This is a genomic window from Microbacterium sp. 8M (genome assembly GCF_902506375.1).
Taxonomy (GTDB): domain Bacteria; phylum Actinomycetota; class Actinomycetes; order Actinomycetales; family Microbacteriaceae; genus Microbacterium.
Genome location: NZ_LR733284.1, coordinates 2,218,884 through 2,234,518, shown reverse-complemented (window position 1 = coordinate 2,234,518; position 15,635 = coordinate 2,218,884). Strand labels below are relative to the sequence as shown.

Annotated in this window: 17 protein-coding genes and 1 pseudogene; 12 read left to right on the top strand and 6 right to left on the bottom strand. The window is 67.5% G+C overall.

Annotated features, from left to right (window positions below; all coding sequences use genetic code 11):
• The first annotated feature begins 320 nt into the window (after positions 1–320).
• Positions 321–1,478: a Fic family protein gene (locus AERO9AM_RS10740; protein WP_159576134.1), complete on the top strand. Its 1,158-nt coding sequence runs from the start codon at positions 321–323 to the stop codon at positions 1,476–1,478.
• Positions 1,479–1,811: 333 nt separating this feature from the next.
• Here the strand turns inward: AERO9AM_RS10740 and AERO9AM_RS17570 are convergent, their stop codons facing one another.
• Positions 1,812–1,934: a hypothetical protein gene (locus AERO9AM_RS17570; protein WP_268892366.1), complete on the bottom strand. Its 123-nt coding sequence runs from the start codon at positions 1,932–1,934 to the stop codon at positions 1,812–1,814.
• Positions 1,935–2,356: 422 nt separating this feature from the next.
• Between AERO9AM_RS17570 and AERO9AM_RS10730 the strand changes: the two genes are divergently transcribed.
• The gene (locus tag AERO9AM_RS10730) at positions 2,357–3,619 is read left to right on the top strand and encodes a hypothetical protein (RefSeq protein WP_159576133.1); all 1,263 of its coding nucleotides are present in this window, start codon (positions 2,357–2,359) and stop codon (positions 3,617–3,619) included.
• A gap of 189 nt (positions 3,620–3,808) precedes the next feature.
• Here AERO9AM_RS10730 and AERO9AM_RS10725 read toward each other — a convergent pair whose 3' ends face one another.
• From AERO9AM_RS10725 to AERO9AM_RS17640, 3 genes and pseudogenes are all read right to left on the bottom strand, one after another.
• The gene (locus AERO9AM_RS10725; protein WP_159576132.1) at positions 3,809–4,489 is read right to left on the bottom strand and encodes a cation transporter; all 681 of its coding nucleotides are present in this window, start codon (positions 4,487–4,489) and stop codon (positions 3,809–3,811) included.
• The gene (locus AERO9AM_RS10720; RefSeq protein ID WP_159576131.1) at positions 4,486–4,824 is read right to left on the bottom strand and encodes an ArsR/SmtB family transcription factor; all 339 of its coding nucleotides are present in this window, start codon (positions 4,822–4,824) and stop codon (positions 4,486–4,488) included. The genes AERO9AM_RS10725 and AERO9AM_RS10720 overlap by 4 nt, the downstream gene beginning before the upstream one ends.
• 92 nt (positions 4,825–4,916) lie before the next feature.
• A pseudogene (locus AERO9AM_RS17640) lies at positions 4,917–5,546 on the bottom strand (SOS response-associated peptidase); the annotation flags it as partial.
• 348 nt (positions 5,547–5,894) lie between these two features.
• On the opposite strand from AERO9AM_RS17640, the gene AERO9AM_RS10705 reads away from it, so the two are divergent.
• Both AERO9AM_RS10705 and AERO9AM_RS10700 read left to right on the top strand, forming a co-directional pair.
• Positions 5,895–6,542 (top strand): hypothetical protein, encoded by a 648-nt coding sequence (locus tag AERO9AM_RS10705; protein ID WP_159576129.1) that lies wholly within the window; start codon positions 5,895–5,897, stop codon positions 6,540–6,542.
• Positions 6,543–6,559: 17 nt separating this feature from the next.
• Complete coding sequence (locus tag AERO9AM_RS10700) at positions 6,560–6,766, top strand: hypothetical protein (protein WP_159576128.1); 207 nt, start codon at positions 6,560–6,562, stop codon at positions 6,764–6,766.
• Between the two features lie 101 nt (positions 6,767–6,867).
• Here AERO9AM_RS10700 and AERO9AM_RS10695 read toward each other — a convergent pair whose 3' ends face one another.
• Positions 6,868–7,059, bottom strand: coding sequence for a hypothetical protein (locus AERO9AM_RS10695; RefSeq protein WP_159576127.1), 192 nt, complete (start codon positions 7,057–7,059; stop codon positions 6,868–6,870).
• A gap of 45 nt (positions 7,060–7,104) precedes the next feature.
• Between AERO9AM_RS10695 and AERO9AM_RS10690 the strand changes: the two genes are divergently transcribed.
• Positions 7,105–7,260 (top strand): hypothetical protein, encoded by a 156-nt coding sequence (locus tag AERO9AM_RS10690; protein WP_159576126.1) that lies wholly within the window; start codon positions 7,105–7,107, stop codon positions 7,258–7,260.
• A gap of 272 nt (positions 7,261–7,532) precedes the next feature.
• Positions 7,533–7,859, top strand: coding sequence for a hypothetical protein (locus tag AERO9AM_RS10685; RefSeq protein WP_236602575.1), 327 nt, complete (start codon positions 7,533–7,535; stop codon positions 7,857–7,859).
• A 12-nt stretch (positions 7,860–7,871) separates the two neighbouring features.
• Here the strand turns inward: AERO9AM_RS10685 and ppgK are convergent, their stop codons facing one another.
• Positions 7,872–8,618: a polyphosphate--glucose phosphotransferase gene (gene ppgK, locus AERO9AM_RS10680; protein WP_159576124.1), complete on the bottom strand. Its 747-nt coding sequence runs from the start codon at positions 8,616–8,618 to the stop codon at positions 7,872–7,874.
• Positions 8,619–8,684: 66 nt separating this feature from the next.
• On the opposite strand from ppgK, the gene AERO9AM_RS10675 reads away from it, so the two are divergent.
• The 6 genes from AERO9AM_RS10675 (at position 8,685) to AERO9AM_RS10650 (ending at position 15,503) form a co-directional block, all read left to right on the top strand.
• Positions 8,685–8,930, top strand: a complete 246-nt coding sequence (locus AERO9AM_RS10675; RefSeq protein WP_159576123.1) for an SPOR domain-containing protein — start codon at positions 8,685–8,687, stop codon at positions 8,928–8,930.
• A gap of 5 nt (positions 8,931–8,935) precedes the next feature.
• Positions 8,936–10,273: a glutamine synthetase family protein gene (locus AERO9AM_RS10670; protein ID WP_159576122.1), complete on the top strand. Its 1,338-nt coding sequence runs from the start codon at positions 8,936–8,938 to the stop codon at positions 10,271–10,273.
• A 12-nt stretch (positions 10,274–10,285) separates the two neighbouring features.
• The gene (locus AERO9AM_RS10665) at positions 10,286–13,267 is read left to right on the top strand and encodes a bifunctional [glutamine synthetase] adenylyltransferase/[glutamine synthetase]-adenylyl-L-tyrosine phosphorylase (RefSeq protein ID WP_159576121.1); all 2,982 of its coding nucleotides are present in this window, start codon (positions 10,286–10,288) and stop codon (positions 13,265–13,267) included.
• 82 nt (positions 13,268–13,349) lie between these two features.
• Positions 13,350–14,273, top strand: coding sequence for a diacylglycerol/lipid kinase family protein (locus AERO9AM_RS10660; RefSeq protein ID WP_159576120.1), 924 nt, complete (start codon positions 13,350–13,352; stop codon positions 14,271–14,273).
• A 90-nt stretch (positions 14,274–14,363) separates the two neighbouring features.
• Entirely contained in the window at positions 14,364–14,546 is a 183-nt protein-coding gene (locus AERO9AM_RS10655; protein WP_159576119.1) for a hypothetical protein, read from the top strand.
• A 114-nt stretch (positions 14,547–14,660) separates the two neighbouring features.
• A complete protein-coding gene (locus AERO9AM_RS10650; RefSeq protein WP_159576118.1) occupies positions 14,661–15,503 on the top strand; it encodes a transposase in 843 nt (280 codons plus the stop codon).
• Positions 15,504–15,635: the final 132 nt, after the last annotated feature.

Here is a 15,635-nt window from a genome sequence, read left to right as displayed (position 1 = left end):
CGTCGTTCAGTGCCTGTCGTAGTCCTTGCGGTCACGCGAATGTACGAAGCGTCCAACGCGGTGTGCATGACCCGAGGCTCGGGCCGAAGTATGCGCTCGTGTTCCCGCCCGGCGGTCTCAACGATCGTGCCAACCGTCCCACTCCTGGGCTGCCTAACCCGGCGACTCGATTTGATCGACAGGCTACGCCAATCGAACGGCGAGTTCAGTCAGTTCATCATGACAAATATGGCAGTGGCGCTCACGCAAATAGTTTCGCCGGAGTACCCTTCTGATGGCTTGATTTTTCAGGCACAGAGACAAATCTGAGGTGGTTGCAGGTGCAAGACTCCGACTTCGGTCGTGACAAGTATGAGTTTCCCCAGGTCGCGACTGACTCAGAACTGATCGTGCGAGCGTTCGAGCTCGAGAGACTTCGAGGGAACTTCGGAGTCACTGCGACCACGCCGCCAGATTTTCTCGTGAGCTTGCACTCCCTCTTCCAGATCCTGATGAGTGTCGTGTCAGCTCGGATCGAGGGGAACCGGACTACGGTCTACGATGCTGTCCGAGCGATCTCAAAGCCCGACCTCTCGGAAGGGGAGCAGGAGATCCAGAACATCCGGCGGGCGATGACCTTCATCGACGGTTTGGAACCGGGCGCTCCGCTAAGCCACGTGACGATCCGAGAGTTGCATCGTATATCCGTGCAGAACTTGACACGGGAGGGCGACCCAACGCCCGGGCAATATCGAAGGCAGGACGTCGAGATTTCCCGGGCAGAGCACATGCCCCCGTCGCACCCTTACGTACATCCCGAGATGACGGAGTGGATCAGTTTCGCGAACCGTGATCTGCCTACCTCGCAGCACATGCTTCATGTGGCGATCGCGCATCATCGCTTCCTCTGGATCCACCCGTTTCGCAACGGCAACGGACGTGTATCTCGTTTGCTGTCGTATGCGATGCTGCGGCGTCATGGGTTCGTCAGCCCGGTCGGACTGCGCGCGGTCAACCCGACGGCTGTGTTCGGCAACGACCGTGATGGCTACTACAACGCGCTCGCTGCGGCTGACTCACTGTCTAACGAGGGAACGGTCGAATGGTGCACGTTTTTCGTGCGTGGGATCCATGAAGACCTGGAGAGGCTGTCCCAGATCCAGGACTTCACCTTCGTCAAGTCTTCGCTGCTCGAACCGGCGATTGATCGCCTAGTTGCAACGGGCGGCGCCTCACTGAGAGAGGGCGAAGCGCTCAAGGAAGCAATGCGTAAGGTAATCGTCCGAGCCGGTGATCTCGCGCCTGCATTGCCTGGCACGGCGTCGCAACGTTCTCATGCGATCCGTAGCTTGTTGGAGAGAGGCTTGCTCGTAGCTGAGCGCCCGGGAGCGCGAACCTATCGCTTGAACATTCTCGGAGCAGCGTTCGGCCCTCTCCTGGTGCGGCGCCTCGACGAGATCGGATTCTTGCCTCACATCCTCAAGGGGGACGCGCCCTGAGGGCTCCGTAGACTTGCCCGTTCACCCGCGAGTCGACTGCCACCGGGCGCGAACAGGCTGCGGAGCAAGAATCAGAACACGGGATCCATGTCTGGCACTATCAAGGGCAGGTCAACTCTCACTGAGTCCCCCTGCTCGGTCAGGCGTCGATGTGATCACTGATGGACCCTGCATGGGCCTAGAATCCGCATCAACGTTGGATTCGATGTCGGAAGCGACACCCTGAACCCGGGCCCGATTGGCCCAGACACCTTGCGCCGCGACCTCCGCTGAGGCCCCATCGTCGAACCGCCCCGCTTCTCTTCGAGAGGCAGGGCGGTTTCGTCGTTGGGATCAGACGCGGCGCACGGAGAGCAGCTGGTAGCCCTCGGGGACCTTGGCCTGCAGCGCGGCCATGTCGTCGGCCTCGATCTCGGTCACGCCGTCACGCCGCGCGATCGTGCCCTCCGCGGTCATGGTCGTGTCCTTCTTCGCCATGGTCACCGGGGCGGAGATCGTCTCCCACCCGGCCGGCGTCTGCGCGCGGATCAGGTCCTGGATCTCGTCGAGCTCCTCGGCCTAGACGGTGATGGTGCGGGTCTCCCGCGGACGGATCATTCCAATGAGCACCAGAACAGCCTAGAGCTGTCGTCGCCGTCGCAAGGCGGCCTCTTGAATCAATCGCTTCAGCGACTCGATCCGCTTTCGACCATGTTGATCCGATATGCGAAGAGGTGCTGGAGTCCTGATTTGAACGGTCCATAGCGTTTCGATAGGGTCCGAAATATCGGTACTCAGTTCGCCACGCTAAAGCCTTCAAGGAGCCGCAGTTGTCCCCTGACCAAGAAGTGAAGCTATCTCGTCGCACCGTTACGAAAGGGGCCATCTGGTCTGTTCCCGTGATCGCTGCTGCGGCCGCCACTCCTCTGGCGAGTGCCTCTGCTGCAGCGCCGACTCTGACGTTCGTCAACGGGCCGTACAGCGTGGGCGGCTGCGGCGATCTCACCAACGTGACGCTCGCGGCGACGACGAACGGGACAACGCCAGCCGCGAGCACGACAGTGACCATCCTGCTTCCGAGCGGTCTTAAGTGGGCCGACGGCTTCACCGGTGCACGCACGTTCACGACCGATCAGAACGGCAGGGTTGTGCTTCCCGCCATTACTGCCGTCAACGGCGACGCCTCTGTCACGCTGAGCGGCTCCATCCCTGGAGCGAACGCGACAGCTCCAGTGACCGTGACAGCCCAGGTCGGCGCGAAGATCTACAACGTCGTTTCCACTGAGAACCCGCCGGCCACCGGGATTCCGCTCGGATCTGTCGCTGTCGGGCACGGCACGTACCTGACGGGTGACGGTAACCTCGTGTACTTCAACACCGGCGCAGGCGTCGCGATGCCTCTCGCCACCGACGTGAGTAGCGGCACTACCGTCCTCGTCGGGGGAACTCAGTCTTACGCCACGTACGTGTCCGGTGGGATCGCGATGGTGCAAGACGTCGCGACTGGGACCACGATTACCGCCGCTGGGATCCCGAACGGCTCCACGGTCGTCGGCCATGGGACGTTCCTCGCGCCGAACGGCGATCTGTACTACTTCAACTCGGGGGCGAACACATCGGTGCTCATCGGCTCCGGAGTCTCGAGCGCTAAGGTGGCGCTCCTCAACGGAACCCAGCCCGTGGTGACCTACGTCTCCAACGGTACGGCGATGGCGTACAACGCGGCGACGGCTAGCTTCGTCACCGCGACGGGAGTCCCAGCCGGATCCACCGCCGTTGGACACGCCACGTACCTCACCCCCGATGGAATGCTCTATGTCTTCCGAGCAGCCACCAACACCGCGGTCGTCGTCAGTTCCGGGGTCTCCAGCGCAACAACGGCCCTATACGGCGGCACCCAGCCCTATGTGACCTACGTGACTACCGGCATCCCCGCGGTCTACGACGTGATCAACGGGACGTATCAGACGGCAACGGGGGTCCCCTCAAACTCTGCGGTCGTCGGCCACGCCACCTTCCTCGCCCCGGACGGCCAGCTGGTCTACTACAACGCCGGAGCAAACGCGCCGATCGTCCTCGACGTCGCAGTGACGAGCGCGGATGTGCACCTCTACGAAGGCACCTACCCGATCGTGACCTACACGCACCAGCTCGTCTGCTGATCGCGCTCAGGCACCCCAGATCCGAAATCGGCCCCGCTTCTCCACGGCGAATTCCAGTGATCGTTGCAACACGATGTGGTTTAAGCATGGCAGCAAGCCCCGGTCGACCGTCCACGGTCGACCGGGGCTTGCTCTCGTGGAGCCAATGCACTTCGTGATCGGAGTCAGCAAGTTGGCGCGCGACGGCTGCTAGTGAGTGGTCGCGTGGCTGTGGTCTTCGTGCTCGTCCTCGAGGAGCATGCCGACAGAAGTGGCGCACGCGTCGCCGCGCCAGGCTTCTAGCCCCTCGCGTATCGCGAAGCCGGCGATGACGAGGCCGGCGACGGCGTCGGCCCACCACCAACCAAAGAGGCTATTGAGCGCGAGACCAACTAGCACGGCGGCGGAGAGATAGGTGCAGATGAGGGTTTGCTTCGAGTCCGCGACGGCTGTGGCCGAGCCGAGCTCCTGACCGGCTCGGCGCTCTGCAAGGGAGAGAAAGGGCATCACGAGCACGCTGAGCGCGGTAATGAGAAGTCCTAGCGGACTTTTCTCGATCTCTGCCTTCAGGAGCAGTGCGAGCAACGATGACGCGGTCACGTAAGCGGCCAGGAGGAAGAACGCCACCGCGATGGTTCGCAGCGTCCCCTTCTCCCAACGCTCGGGGTTTCGCCGCGTGAACTGCCAGGCGACCGCGGCCGCGGAGAGCACCTCGATCGTCGAGTCCAATCCGAATGCAATCAGAGCGGACGAGGAAGCAAGGCTGCCAGCCGCGATGGCCACTATGGCTTCAATGAGGTTGTACCCGATCGTGACGCCCACGATCCAGCGGATCCGACGCTCCAGCGTGCGCTTGCGATCGGCGGACGGTGACGGTGTACGGGTGGTCATGCGCAACTGCAGCTCTCACCGGCACAGCAACTGGGATCGACGTAGAGGACGACCTGCAGCAACTCATTGAGTGCCGGCGCGAGGTGCGGATCGGCCAGGCGGTACCAGGTGCGACGCCCATCCGGGACGGCCTCGACGAGCCCGCATCCGCGCAGGCATGCCAGTTGGTTCGACATGACCTGCCGGGAGACGCCGAGTGCATCGGCGAGGTCGGAGGGGTATGCGGGAGCCTCGCGAAGTGCCAGAAGGACGCCTGCCCGCGTCGCGTCGGAGAGTGCGTACCCGAGGCGGGCCAGAGCGGCGGTGTGCGTGACGGATGCGGTGACGGTCGACATGGCAGCAAATGTACAGGCTTTGCTGAATTAACGGAACGCTGTATTCGGGCTGCTTCTGGAGCGCGGTCGACGGCGCGGGAGTTGTTCACCTTCCGGTCGACGACGTACTGCTCGATGGTCGACGCGACCGCCTGCGAGGATCCGTCGAGCAGCGCGAGCATGTTCTCGCGGCCGCCGCGGTCAAGCTTCACCGGCTCGAGCCACGCGCCCATCGCCTCCGGGGTGAGGAACGCGGGCATCCGGTCGTGGACCTCGCCGCCGGCGTCGTGTGCTTCGCGGGTGACGACGACGAAGCAGCGCGTCGGTTCGCCGTGCAGGTCCATCGACCAGGTGAGCCCGGCCGCGGCGAGGAGCCCGTCGCCGTGGAGGTAGTGCGGGATCTTCGCGCCCTTCTCGCCCGTCCACTCGAAGTAGCCGCGCATCGGGACGACGCACCGCGCCGCGGTGAATGCCGGCGCCCAGAACCCCGTGGCGAGCTTCTCGACCCGCGCGGTGATGAGCGGCGCGCCGGGGCGCATGTTCTTCGGCTTCTCTCAGTCCCACCGCACGAGCTCGAGGAAACGGCCGTCGCCGCCGTCGCGGACGATCGGCGTGGAGTCGGTGGGGGCGATGGAGTAGGAGCCGTGCCATTCCTTCCACCACTCCTGTGGGGCACCGCCGTGCGCGACGAACTCCTGGATCAGCTCGTCCGCCTCGGCGTTCATCACGAATCGTCCGCACATGACCGCTACCCCTACGCCCGACGACACGCGGCTAGCCGGTGTCCCCCAAATGACCGACGCGCGTGGCTATGAGTCTTCTGTACGTTCGAGTTATCAGCCGAAAACTGGCCGGTCTGACGAAAGGTGCACGACGTGAAAGTACGGCATTCCCAAGTCCTGGTCGGCGCGGCACTCGCGCTTCTGGCTGCTCCGCTTCTGGCCGCGCCTCCGGCATCTGCGGACACCTTCGATCCATACAGCATCGTCGAGTCTCAAGGGCTCCTGCAGCCCTCGACAAAGGCTCCGAGTGTTCAGGCGCGATCCGCCGCGGAACAGCCACCTGCCCAAGGAGTGAGCAGCATCGTCCCCGTGTCCATCACACCGGTGACGTCGACTCCGGGCGTAGCACGCGACGGAGCCACCGTGTACGAGGCGGGCAACTACGGAGTCGTCACCGGTAAAAACACGAACGGTACGAACGCAGGCTTCCTCGTCCTGAGGGACGCCAGCGCCGCCAGCACCTATCGGTTCACGATCGGCGATCCAGGAACGACGCTCAGGCTCAACGACGACGGTACAGTCACCGTGCTCAACGCGAACGGCCAGTTCGTCAACTATCTCTCCGCGCCTTGGGCGCGTGACGCGAATAATCGTGACCTGCCGACCAGTTACTCGGTCGAGGGGAACAACATCACCCAGCACATTGATACAACGGGTGCGGCCTTCCCTGTCGTGGCAGACCCGTCATCAGAGTGCGGCGTCGGGTGGTGCTCCGCGTACTTCAATCGCACCGAGACCAAGCAGATCGCGGCTGGCGGGCCGCTTGCCGCGACGCTGATCTCCGGCGCATGCGTGGCGATCAACCCCTGGGCAGGCCTCGGGTGCGCGATCGCCACCGGAGGGGTCGTCGGAATGGCGATTGCCGCGGACTCCACTGGTGATTGCATCGGCCTGTTCTTCACCCCCGTCGGGTCCAACCCGTTCATCGAACCGCGCGGAACCGCGCACTGCTACTAGGAGAGGAAGCGAGCATCGTGGCGCACAAGTACCCAACCCGGCGGAGCTACAGGATCTTGTCTATCTGCTTCGCGGTCATCGCAGCGGTGATGCTGCCTTTCACTATGACCGGCGCCCTGCCTGCTTGGTTGGGCATCGCGGCCTTCGTCTTCATTGTGTTCTGGGCCGCCTACGGCACCTACGTCTGGCGTGCCACCAAACCCCGGGCACAGGTCCACCAGTAGCCCGAATCATCCACCGCTGAAGGCAGCAGTGGGGCTCCGAGCTACATGCTCGGAGCCTCACTGCACGTCCCGATCTACACTGGCTCGTCCTCGCACCGCACTCAGAACCCGACGCGTGCAACTGATGCGGCGACCGCGGCCTTCTCCGCGTCGGCGTTGAGGATCTCGTCGCGGCACCAGTTCTCGGCCGCGAGGAGTCCGTCGCAGACCGTGAGGACGTGACGATTCTTCGGGTCCGGGGCCCACCGCTCGACCCTGTGTTTGATGTGCGTCTCGCCGGTCTCGCGTAGCACCAGCGGTCCCTCGACGATGAGGAACCGCGCCCGGAGTGGTCGTCGATGCCCAGCCATTGCGATCGGGCGAGCTGGCTCGTGGTCTACATCGAGGAGGAAGCGCGCGATTGGTACGAGAACGTCGCCGACTACTCGGATCCTCTGCCGTACGACGAATTCATGAATCGAATGCAGCCCTACACGCCAGCGCCGACGCGCTGAAGGCATTTGCGAGTCCGCAGAAGTGCCCACGGAGGGCTATTTCCGCCGTCGAACCCCAACGGGAGAATCTATTGGCTGATCTGGGATAACAACAAATCTCAACGAGACCCTAGTTTGAGCTATTACTGCATGTGCTGAACCCGGCGTACAGGCCGGCCCGTTCCACGAAGGGCCGACCGGGATCACCCTGGTCGGCCCTTCGTGTCTTGATCGCACCCGCTCGGCTGTGATGGGCTTCTTATGTGCGACTGATATTCCGGTTTCTTCTCATCGTGTCGGCAGCCGCGATCGCGGTCATGGTCTTCGCGGGACTCGGTCTGAACCAGACCAGCGGAGTCCGGTGCGGAGACGAGGTGATGAGCCCCGGCGATCGATGCGCTCCGATGAAGACCACGTTCTCGGCGTACCAGGATCAGGGCCGCTCTTATGAGGAGATGGCCGCGGTCTCCGACGACCTCCATCGCACGCAGAGCGGCTGGCTCATCACGTCCGGCGTCGTCCTGGTGATCGCCGCCACGGGGGCCGTCGTGGTCTGGCGTCGCGAGCGGCGTACGTCGGCACGCGCGGGCTATCTGGTGTCGGAGGATCCGCGGCCCTGATCCCGTTCCCGCTCAGTCGCCGGCGAGCGAGGCGGCGCCGATGATGCCGGAGTTGTTGCGGTGGATCGCCGGGACGATCGGGGTCTTGAGCTCCAGCAGCGGGAGGAAGTCGCCCGCGTTCTTCGACACGCCGCCGCCGACGACGAACAGGTCGGGGCTGAACAGGAACTCGATGTGCGAGTAGAACGCCTGCAGGCGCTCGGCCCATTCGGCCCAGCTGAGCCCCTCGCGCTCGCGGGCGGAGGTGGCCGCCCAGGTCTCCACGGAGTCGTAGCCGCGGAAGTTGAGGTGCCCGAGCTCGGAGTTGGGGATCAGCACGCCGTTGTAGAGGAAGGCGGATCCGATGCCGGTGCCGAGCGTGGTCATCAGCGTGAGCCCGATGACGTCGCGCGCGGCGCCGTGGCGCGCCTCGGCGACACCGGCGGCGTCCGCGTCGTTCACGAAGACGATGTTGCGGCCGAGCCCGTCGCGGAAGAAGCGCTCGGCATCGAAGTCGATCCACTGCTTCGACACGTTGGCGGCGGACAGCGTCTTGCCGCGCTTGACGATCGCGGGGAAGGCGACGCCGAGCGGCAGCGTGGAATCGTGCACGTCGAGCGTGCGCAGCACCGTCTGGACGGCCGTCAGCACATCCTGCGGCGACGCGCCCTCGGGGGTCGGGACGCGAACGCGGTCGGACGCCATGGTCCCGTGCTCGAGGTCGACGATTCCTGCCTTGATACCCGTGCCGCCGATGTCGACGCCGATCGCTTTTGCCATGCGCAACAGCCTAGCCAGAGGCGGGCTCCCCAGTAGGATCGTGACAAGCACACAGGAGGAGCAGCGATGAGCGACGCGCAGCGCGACGACAGGTACGACGGCGAGGACTTCGGCGACGAGAAGTACTGGTTCAACAGCAAGACCGGTCAGGTCGAGCACGGCATGCTGTCCTCGTCGATCGACCGCATCGGCCCGTTCGACACCGCAGCCGAGGCGGCCCGTGCGCCGCAGGTGCTCAAGGAGCGCTCCCGGCTCTGGGCTGAGGAGGACGCGGCCGAGGACGACTGGGGCCGCTCGGACGGCGCTCGATGAGCGGAATGGACAAGCAGCGCGACTTCGTCCTGCGCACCATCGAGGAGCGGGGCGTCAAGTTCGTCCGTCTCTGGTTCACGGACGTCATCGGCACCCTGAAGTCCGTGGCGATCGCCCCGGCCGAGGTCGAGGGCGCCTTCGCGGAGGGCATCGGCTTCGACGGCTCCGCGATCGAGGGTCTTACCCGCACGTTCGAATCCGACCTGCTTGCGCAGCCGGATCCGACGACGTTCCAGATCCTGCCGTGGCGCGGTGAGATCGACCCGACGGCGCGCATGTTCTGCGACCTCACCACTCCGGACGGCCGTCCGGCGGTCGCCGATCCGCGGCACGTGCTCAAGCGCACGCTGGCCAAGGCGGCGGACGCGGGCTTCACGTTCTACACGCACCCCGAGATCGAGTTCTACCTGCTGAAGTCGTCGCAGTTCGGTCCCGAGGGTCCGGTGCCGGTCGACTCGGCAGGCTACTTCGACAACGTGCCGGGCGGCACCGCGCACGACTTCCGCCGGCGTTCCGTGCGGATGCTCGAAGACCTCGGCATCTCGGTGGAGTACAGCCACCACGAGGGTGGACCCGGCCAGAACGAGATCGACCTGCGTTACGCAGACGCGCTCACCACGGCCGACAACATCATGACGTTCCGGACCGTGGTCAAGGAGGTGGCGATCGAGCAGGGCGTCTACGCGACGTTCATGCCGAAGCCGCTGAGCAACCACCCCGGCAGCGGCATGCACACGCACATGTCGCTGTTCGAGGGCGACCTGAACGCGTTCTACGAAGAGGGCGCCAAGTACCAGCTGTCGCGCACCGGGCGCCAGTTCATCGCCGGTCTGCTGCGGCACGCCAACGAGATCGCGGCCGTGACGAACCAGTTCGTCAACTCCTACAAGCGGCTGTGGGGCGGGGACGAGGCGCCGAGTTTCGTCACCTGGGGTCACGCGAACCGCTCCGCGCTGATCCGGGTGCCGATGTACAAGCCGAACAAGGGCCAGTCCACGCGCATCGAGTACCGTGCGCTCGACTCGGCGACCAACCCGTACCTCGCGTACGCGCTGATGCTCGCCGCCGGGCTCAAGGGCATCGAAGAGGGCTACGAGCTGCCGCCGGAGGCGGAGGACAACGTGTGGTCGCTCAGCGATGCCGAGCGGCGCGCGCTGGGCTACGAGCCGCTGCCGGCGAGCCTGGATCACGCGCTGGAGTACATGGAGGAATCGGAGCTCGTGGCGGAGACGCTCGGCGAGCAGGTCTTCAACTACGTGCTGCTGAACAAGCGCAAGGAGTGGGAAGCGTACCGGGGACAGGTCACGCCGTTCGAGCTCAAGAGCAACCTCGAGCTGCTCTGATCGGGGCGTGCGGTGCCCCGGTTCGATGACTCGCTGTCGCTGTCCGCGCTCGCACGGCTCGGCTTCGTCGGTCTCTCCACGGCATCGGCGGGGTTGCGCGAACTCGCCGAGATCGCCGGAGTCGCGCCGGTCGCGCTGATCGAGGGACTGCGCAGCGCAGACCCCGACGAGGCGCTCGCCGGGCTCATCCGGGTGGGTCGTCGAGATCCGGCCGCCGTCGCCGCGGTGCTCGGCGACGAGCAGGCGCGGGCGAAGGCGTGGGCGGTGTTCGGCGCGTCGCCGGGCCTCGGCCGGTTCTTCGAGCGCCGCCCGGAGCAGCTGGCGGTGCTGCGCGAGCACGGCGCGGGGCTGGCGACGAGCGACGCCCTGCGCGCCGAGCTCCTGGCCGCCGTGGGGGCGCAGGACGGCTTCGCCGAGTCCGGTGATGCGGCGGCGCGGATCCGCCTCCGGGTGGCGTACCGGCGCGCCGTGGTCGGGATCGCGGTGTGGGACCTCGCCGCAGCCGATCCGGTCGAGGCGGTCGCCGCCGTCTCGTCGGCACTCGCGGACGCCGCCGCGGCCGCCCTGGAAGCGGCTCTCGCCGTCGCGCGGACCGCTGTCGCGGGTGCCTCCGCGCAGGCGCGCCGCGACGTGGCGCTCACCCGGCTCGCGATCATCGGCATGGGCAAGACCGGAGCCCGCGAGCTCAACTACGTCAGCGACGTCGACGTGATCTACGTCGCCGGCACCGCGGACGAGGAGCGACTGTCCGAGGCGCGTGCGATCGACATCGCCACCCGGCTGGCCCGTGAGACCATGCAGGTGCTCAGCGGGATCGAGGCGGAGCCGCCGCTCTGGGAGGTCGATGCCGCCCTGCGGCCGGAGGGCAAGCAGGGCGCGCTGGTGCGCTCGCTCGCCTCCCACGTCGCGTACTACGACCGCTGGGCGAAGAGCTGGGAGTTCCAGGCTCTGCTCAAGGCGAGAGCCATCGCGGGGGACGCCGATCTGGGCCGCGACTACATCGACGCCGTGCAGCCCAAGGTGTGGTCCAGCGCCGCGCGCGAGGACTTCGTCGGCAGCGTGCAGCGCATGCGCGAGCGCGTCACCGAGCACATCGCCCCCGAGGACGTGCCGTATCAGCTCAAGCTGGGCCCCGGCGGGCTGCGCGACATCGAGTTCACGGTTCAGCTGCTGCAGCTGGTCCACGGCCTGACGGATCCCGACATCCGCACCCGGGGCACGCTCGAGTCCCTCGACGCCCTGGTCGCCGGTGGCTACATCGGGCGTGCCGAGGCCGCGCTGTTCGGACGCGACTACCGCGTGCTGCGCCTGATCGAGCACCGCCTGCAGCTGCGCGAGATGCAGCGCACCCACCTCGTGCCCAGGGAGGAGGAGGCGCTGCGGGTGCTCGGCCGCGCCACCGCCCTCGCCGACACGGCGGACGGCATCACCCGGGTGTGGGAGGACGTGCGCCGCGAGGTCCGCGACCTGCACACGCGCCTGTTCTACCGCCCGCTGCTGAGTGCCGTGGCATCGCTGCCGGAGGAGGAGCGCACGCTCTCGACCGACCAGGCGCGCGACCGTCTCGCGGCCATCGGGTTCCGGGACCCCGCCGGCGCGCTGCGGCACATCGGCGCGCTGACCTCGGGGCTCAGCCGCAAGGCCACGATCCAGCGGCATCTCATGCCCGTCATGGTGCGCTGGTTCGCGGACGGGACGGATCCGGACTACGGCCTGATCGCGTTCCGGCGGATCAGCGAGCGCCTCGGCGACACGCCCTGGTTCCTGCGCATGCTGCGCGATTCCTCGGGGGCGGCGGAGCGGCTCACGCGGGTGCTGTCCACCTCTCGCTACATCGGCGAGCTCATGGAGTGGATCCCGGAATCGGTCGCCTGGCTGGAGAGCACCGAACAGCTGCGGTCGCGGCCCTGGCAGGCGCTGGATGAGGAGGCACGGGCGATCCAGACCCGGCACGACACGGTGGTGCACGCGATGCGGTCGGTGCGGGCGCTGCGCCGGCGCGAGCTGCTGCGCACGGCCATGGGCGCCGTGCTGGACGTGCTCACCATCGACGACGTCGCGGTCGCCCTCACCGCCATCACGGAGGCGACGATCCAGGCGGCCCTGCGCGCCGTGCGCCGGGACGTGGTGCCGCCCGAGGACGATGCGCTGGACTTCTCGGTCATCGCGATGGGGCGCTTCGGCGGCGCGGAACTGGGCTTCGGATCCGACGCCGACGTGCTGTTCGTCTACGACGCGAACGGCGTGGATCCGCAGCGGGCGCACCAGCTGGCTGCGCGCATGGTCACCGGGCTCAGAGAGCATCTGACCGACCACCGCGTACCCCTGGAGCTCGACGCGGATCTGCGGCCCGAGGGGCGCAACGGGCCTCTCGTGCGCAGTCTCGACGCATACGCGGAGTACTACCGACGCTGGTCGCTGTCCTGGGAGGCGCAGGCGTTGCTGCGAGCCAGGGGAGTGGCGGGCAGCCACAAGCTCATCGAGCGCTTCATCGCCCTGGCCGACGGGGTGCGCTATCCGGCGTCGCTCGACCTCGCCTCGCTGCGGGAGATCAAGCGCATCAAGGCGCGCGTGGAGGGGGAGCGGCTGCCGCAGGGTGTGGATCCGCGCCGGCACCTCAAGCTCGGTCCGGGGACGCTCAGCGACGTGGAATGGCTGATCCAGATCGTGCAGCTGCAGCATGCGCATGCGGTGCCGGCGCTGCGCACCACCTCGACGCTCGCGGCGCTCGACGTTGCCGCCGAGGCGGGCTTCGTGCCGGCCGAAGCGGCGGACCGGCTGCGGGAGGCCTGGCGCCTGTCGAGCCGGCTCCGTTCGGCGATGACCCTGCTCACAGGGCAGACGAAGGACGTGCTGCCCTCCGATCCGCGGGAGCTGGACGGCGTCGGCCGGATCCTGGGGTACCCGGACCGCTCCGCGATCGCCGTGGAGGAGGAGTACCTCCGCGTCACGCGCCGGGCTAGGAAGGCCTTCGAGACACTGTTCTACGGCTGACCCTGTTCTGCGGCCGAGCCCGTTCTGCGGCTGACCGGCGGCGATCCCACCGGTCGCGGGGGAGAGCAGGCAGGCTGGGGACATGACGAAGATCGGAGTGGTCCGCAACCCTGTGAAGCTCGAGTCCGAGGAGGAGGTGCGCGCGGCGGTGGGGGAGCACCTCCCGGACGCCGAGGTCCGCTTCTTCGACACCACGGAGGACGACCCCGGGCGGGGGATGGCGCAGCAGGCTCTCGACGCCGGCTGCGAGCTCGTGTTCGCCGCCGGCGGCGACGGCACCGTCCGCGCCGTGGCAGAGGTGCTCGCCGGGACGAGCGCGGCGCTGGGCATCCTCCCGCACGGCACCGGCAACCTGCTCGCCCGCAATCTCGGCGTGCCGCTCGACGGCACCGCGTCTGCGGTTGCACACGCCCTGTCCGCGGAGCCGCGCCGGATCGATGTCGGCACCATCGAGGTGACCGACGGCGACGATCCGGGAGAGCACGTGTTCGTCGTGATGGCGGGACTGGGTCTGGACGCACGCATGCTCGAGGAGACGGACGACGAGCTCAAGGCGAAGGCCGGCTGGCTCGCCTACGTGAAGGCCCTCGGCGCCGCCGCTGCGGGTACCGAGCTCGTGCCGGTCGAGCTCTCCCTCGACGGAGAGCCGGCCGATCATGCGCGGATCCACACGCTCATGATCGGCAACTGCGGCACCATCCAGGGCGGCATCACCCTGCTTCCGGACGCCGCGCCCGACGACGGGCAGCTGGATCTGCTGCTCATCAGCGCGGACGGCGTGGCCGATTGGTTCGAGACGGTGCGCACGGTCGTCTGGGACAACGGCCTGCGCCGGCTGTTCGGCGGCGAGACCACCAGCACGGACGTGGTGCGGCACGCGTCGGCCCGCACGGTCGCCGTCGAGTTGGGCGCGGCGCAGCCGTTCCAGATCGACGGCGAGGAGCGCGGCCGGGTGCGCTCGTTCACGGCGGGGGTCCGGGAGGGCGCGCTGCTGGTTCGCGCGTGACCCGATCGCGACGCCTGCGGGTCGTCTGCACATCGGTTCGCCGAGCGCAAGCCCCTTTGCGGGGCGGTTAACGGTCACTACCGTCGCGTCATGAGCATCACGGATCCGGCGCCCGGCGCGCCCCACGCTGACGTATCGGACTGGGACCGCGAGGTCGCCCGGCACTGGCATCCCTACGTGCCCAGCCCGGAGACGAAGGCCCGCATGGATGCTCTCGAGCATCGCGCGGAGAAGCCGATCCCGATCCCCAGCTTCCCGCCTCTGCCCTGCTGACCGGACTGCAGGTGCTCGCGGAGCATGCGCGGGCACCTGCCGGATCCGGAAGCGGAGGGGTGTGTCGGACGCGGGGGCTTGACAGGAGCGCCCCTGTCCGGGCTGACTCCTGGGATGAGCGACTTCGACACGATCGTGGACGAGCTGTACTCCGGCGCGCCCGCGGACTTCGTCTCCACGCGCGACGCTCGTGCCAAGGGTGCTGCTGACGCGCAGACCGCGGCGAGCATTCGCGCGCTCCGGAAGCCGACGACCGCCGCCTGGGTCGTGAACGTGTTCGCACGGGAACGGGCTGCCCAGCTGCAGGAGGCGCTGCGGCTCGCGGCCGAACTCCGCGACGCACAGGCCGACCTCGATGCGGCCGCGCTGGCGCAGCTCGGGCGAGAGCGCCGTGCCCTCACCGCGCGGCTCGCCGCGGACGCCGCCGAGCTCGCGCGGGCGCGCGGAGGACGCGTCACCGACGCGACGCGGGAGGCGGTGCAGCAGACGCTGTCGGCGGCGTTCTTCGATCCTGGTGCGGCCGCGGCCGTCGCGTCGGGCCGGCTCGTGACCGAGCTCGATGTCGGCGACGGCGAATCCCTCGATCCGTCGACGGTGGTCGCAGGCGCGCCTCCGGAGGCGCCGGAGCTCGCGCCGGCACCCGCCGACGAGGTGGCGGCGATGCGGGAGCGCCGCCGTGCGCAGCATGCGCTGCAGGAGGCCGAGCGGGCGCTTGCGACGGCGCAGCGGGATCACACCGCGGCGGAGCGGGACGCCCGTGAGGCGGCCCGGCGCACCGAGCAGATCGCCGCGCGCATCGCCGAGCTCGAGTCCCAGCTCACCGCCGCCCGGACGGCCGCCGACGAGGCGCGCGCGGTGCAGGCGGCCGCGGAGGAGAGGCGTCAGGCCACGGAGAAGGCCCTCGCGGATCGCCGAGAGGCCGTGGCTGCAGCGCGGCAGCCGGGCGCGACCGGATAGGCGAAGGGCCCGACCGGTTCATCACCGGCCGGGCCCTCACAGGTGTACTCGTGCGTCAGACGCCGTAATAGAGCTCGTACTGTCGAGACGGTGTGGGTAGTTATGGTCGAGTCGTGTCAGGCCCGGAATTAT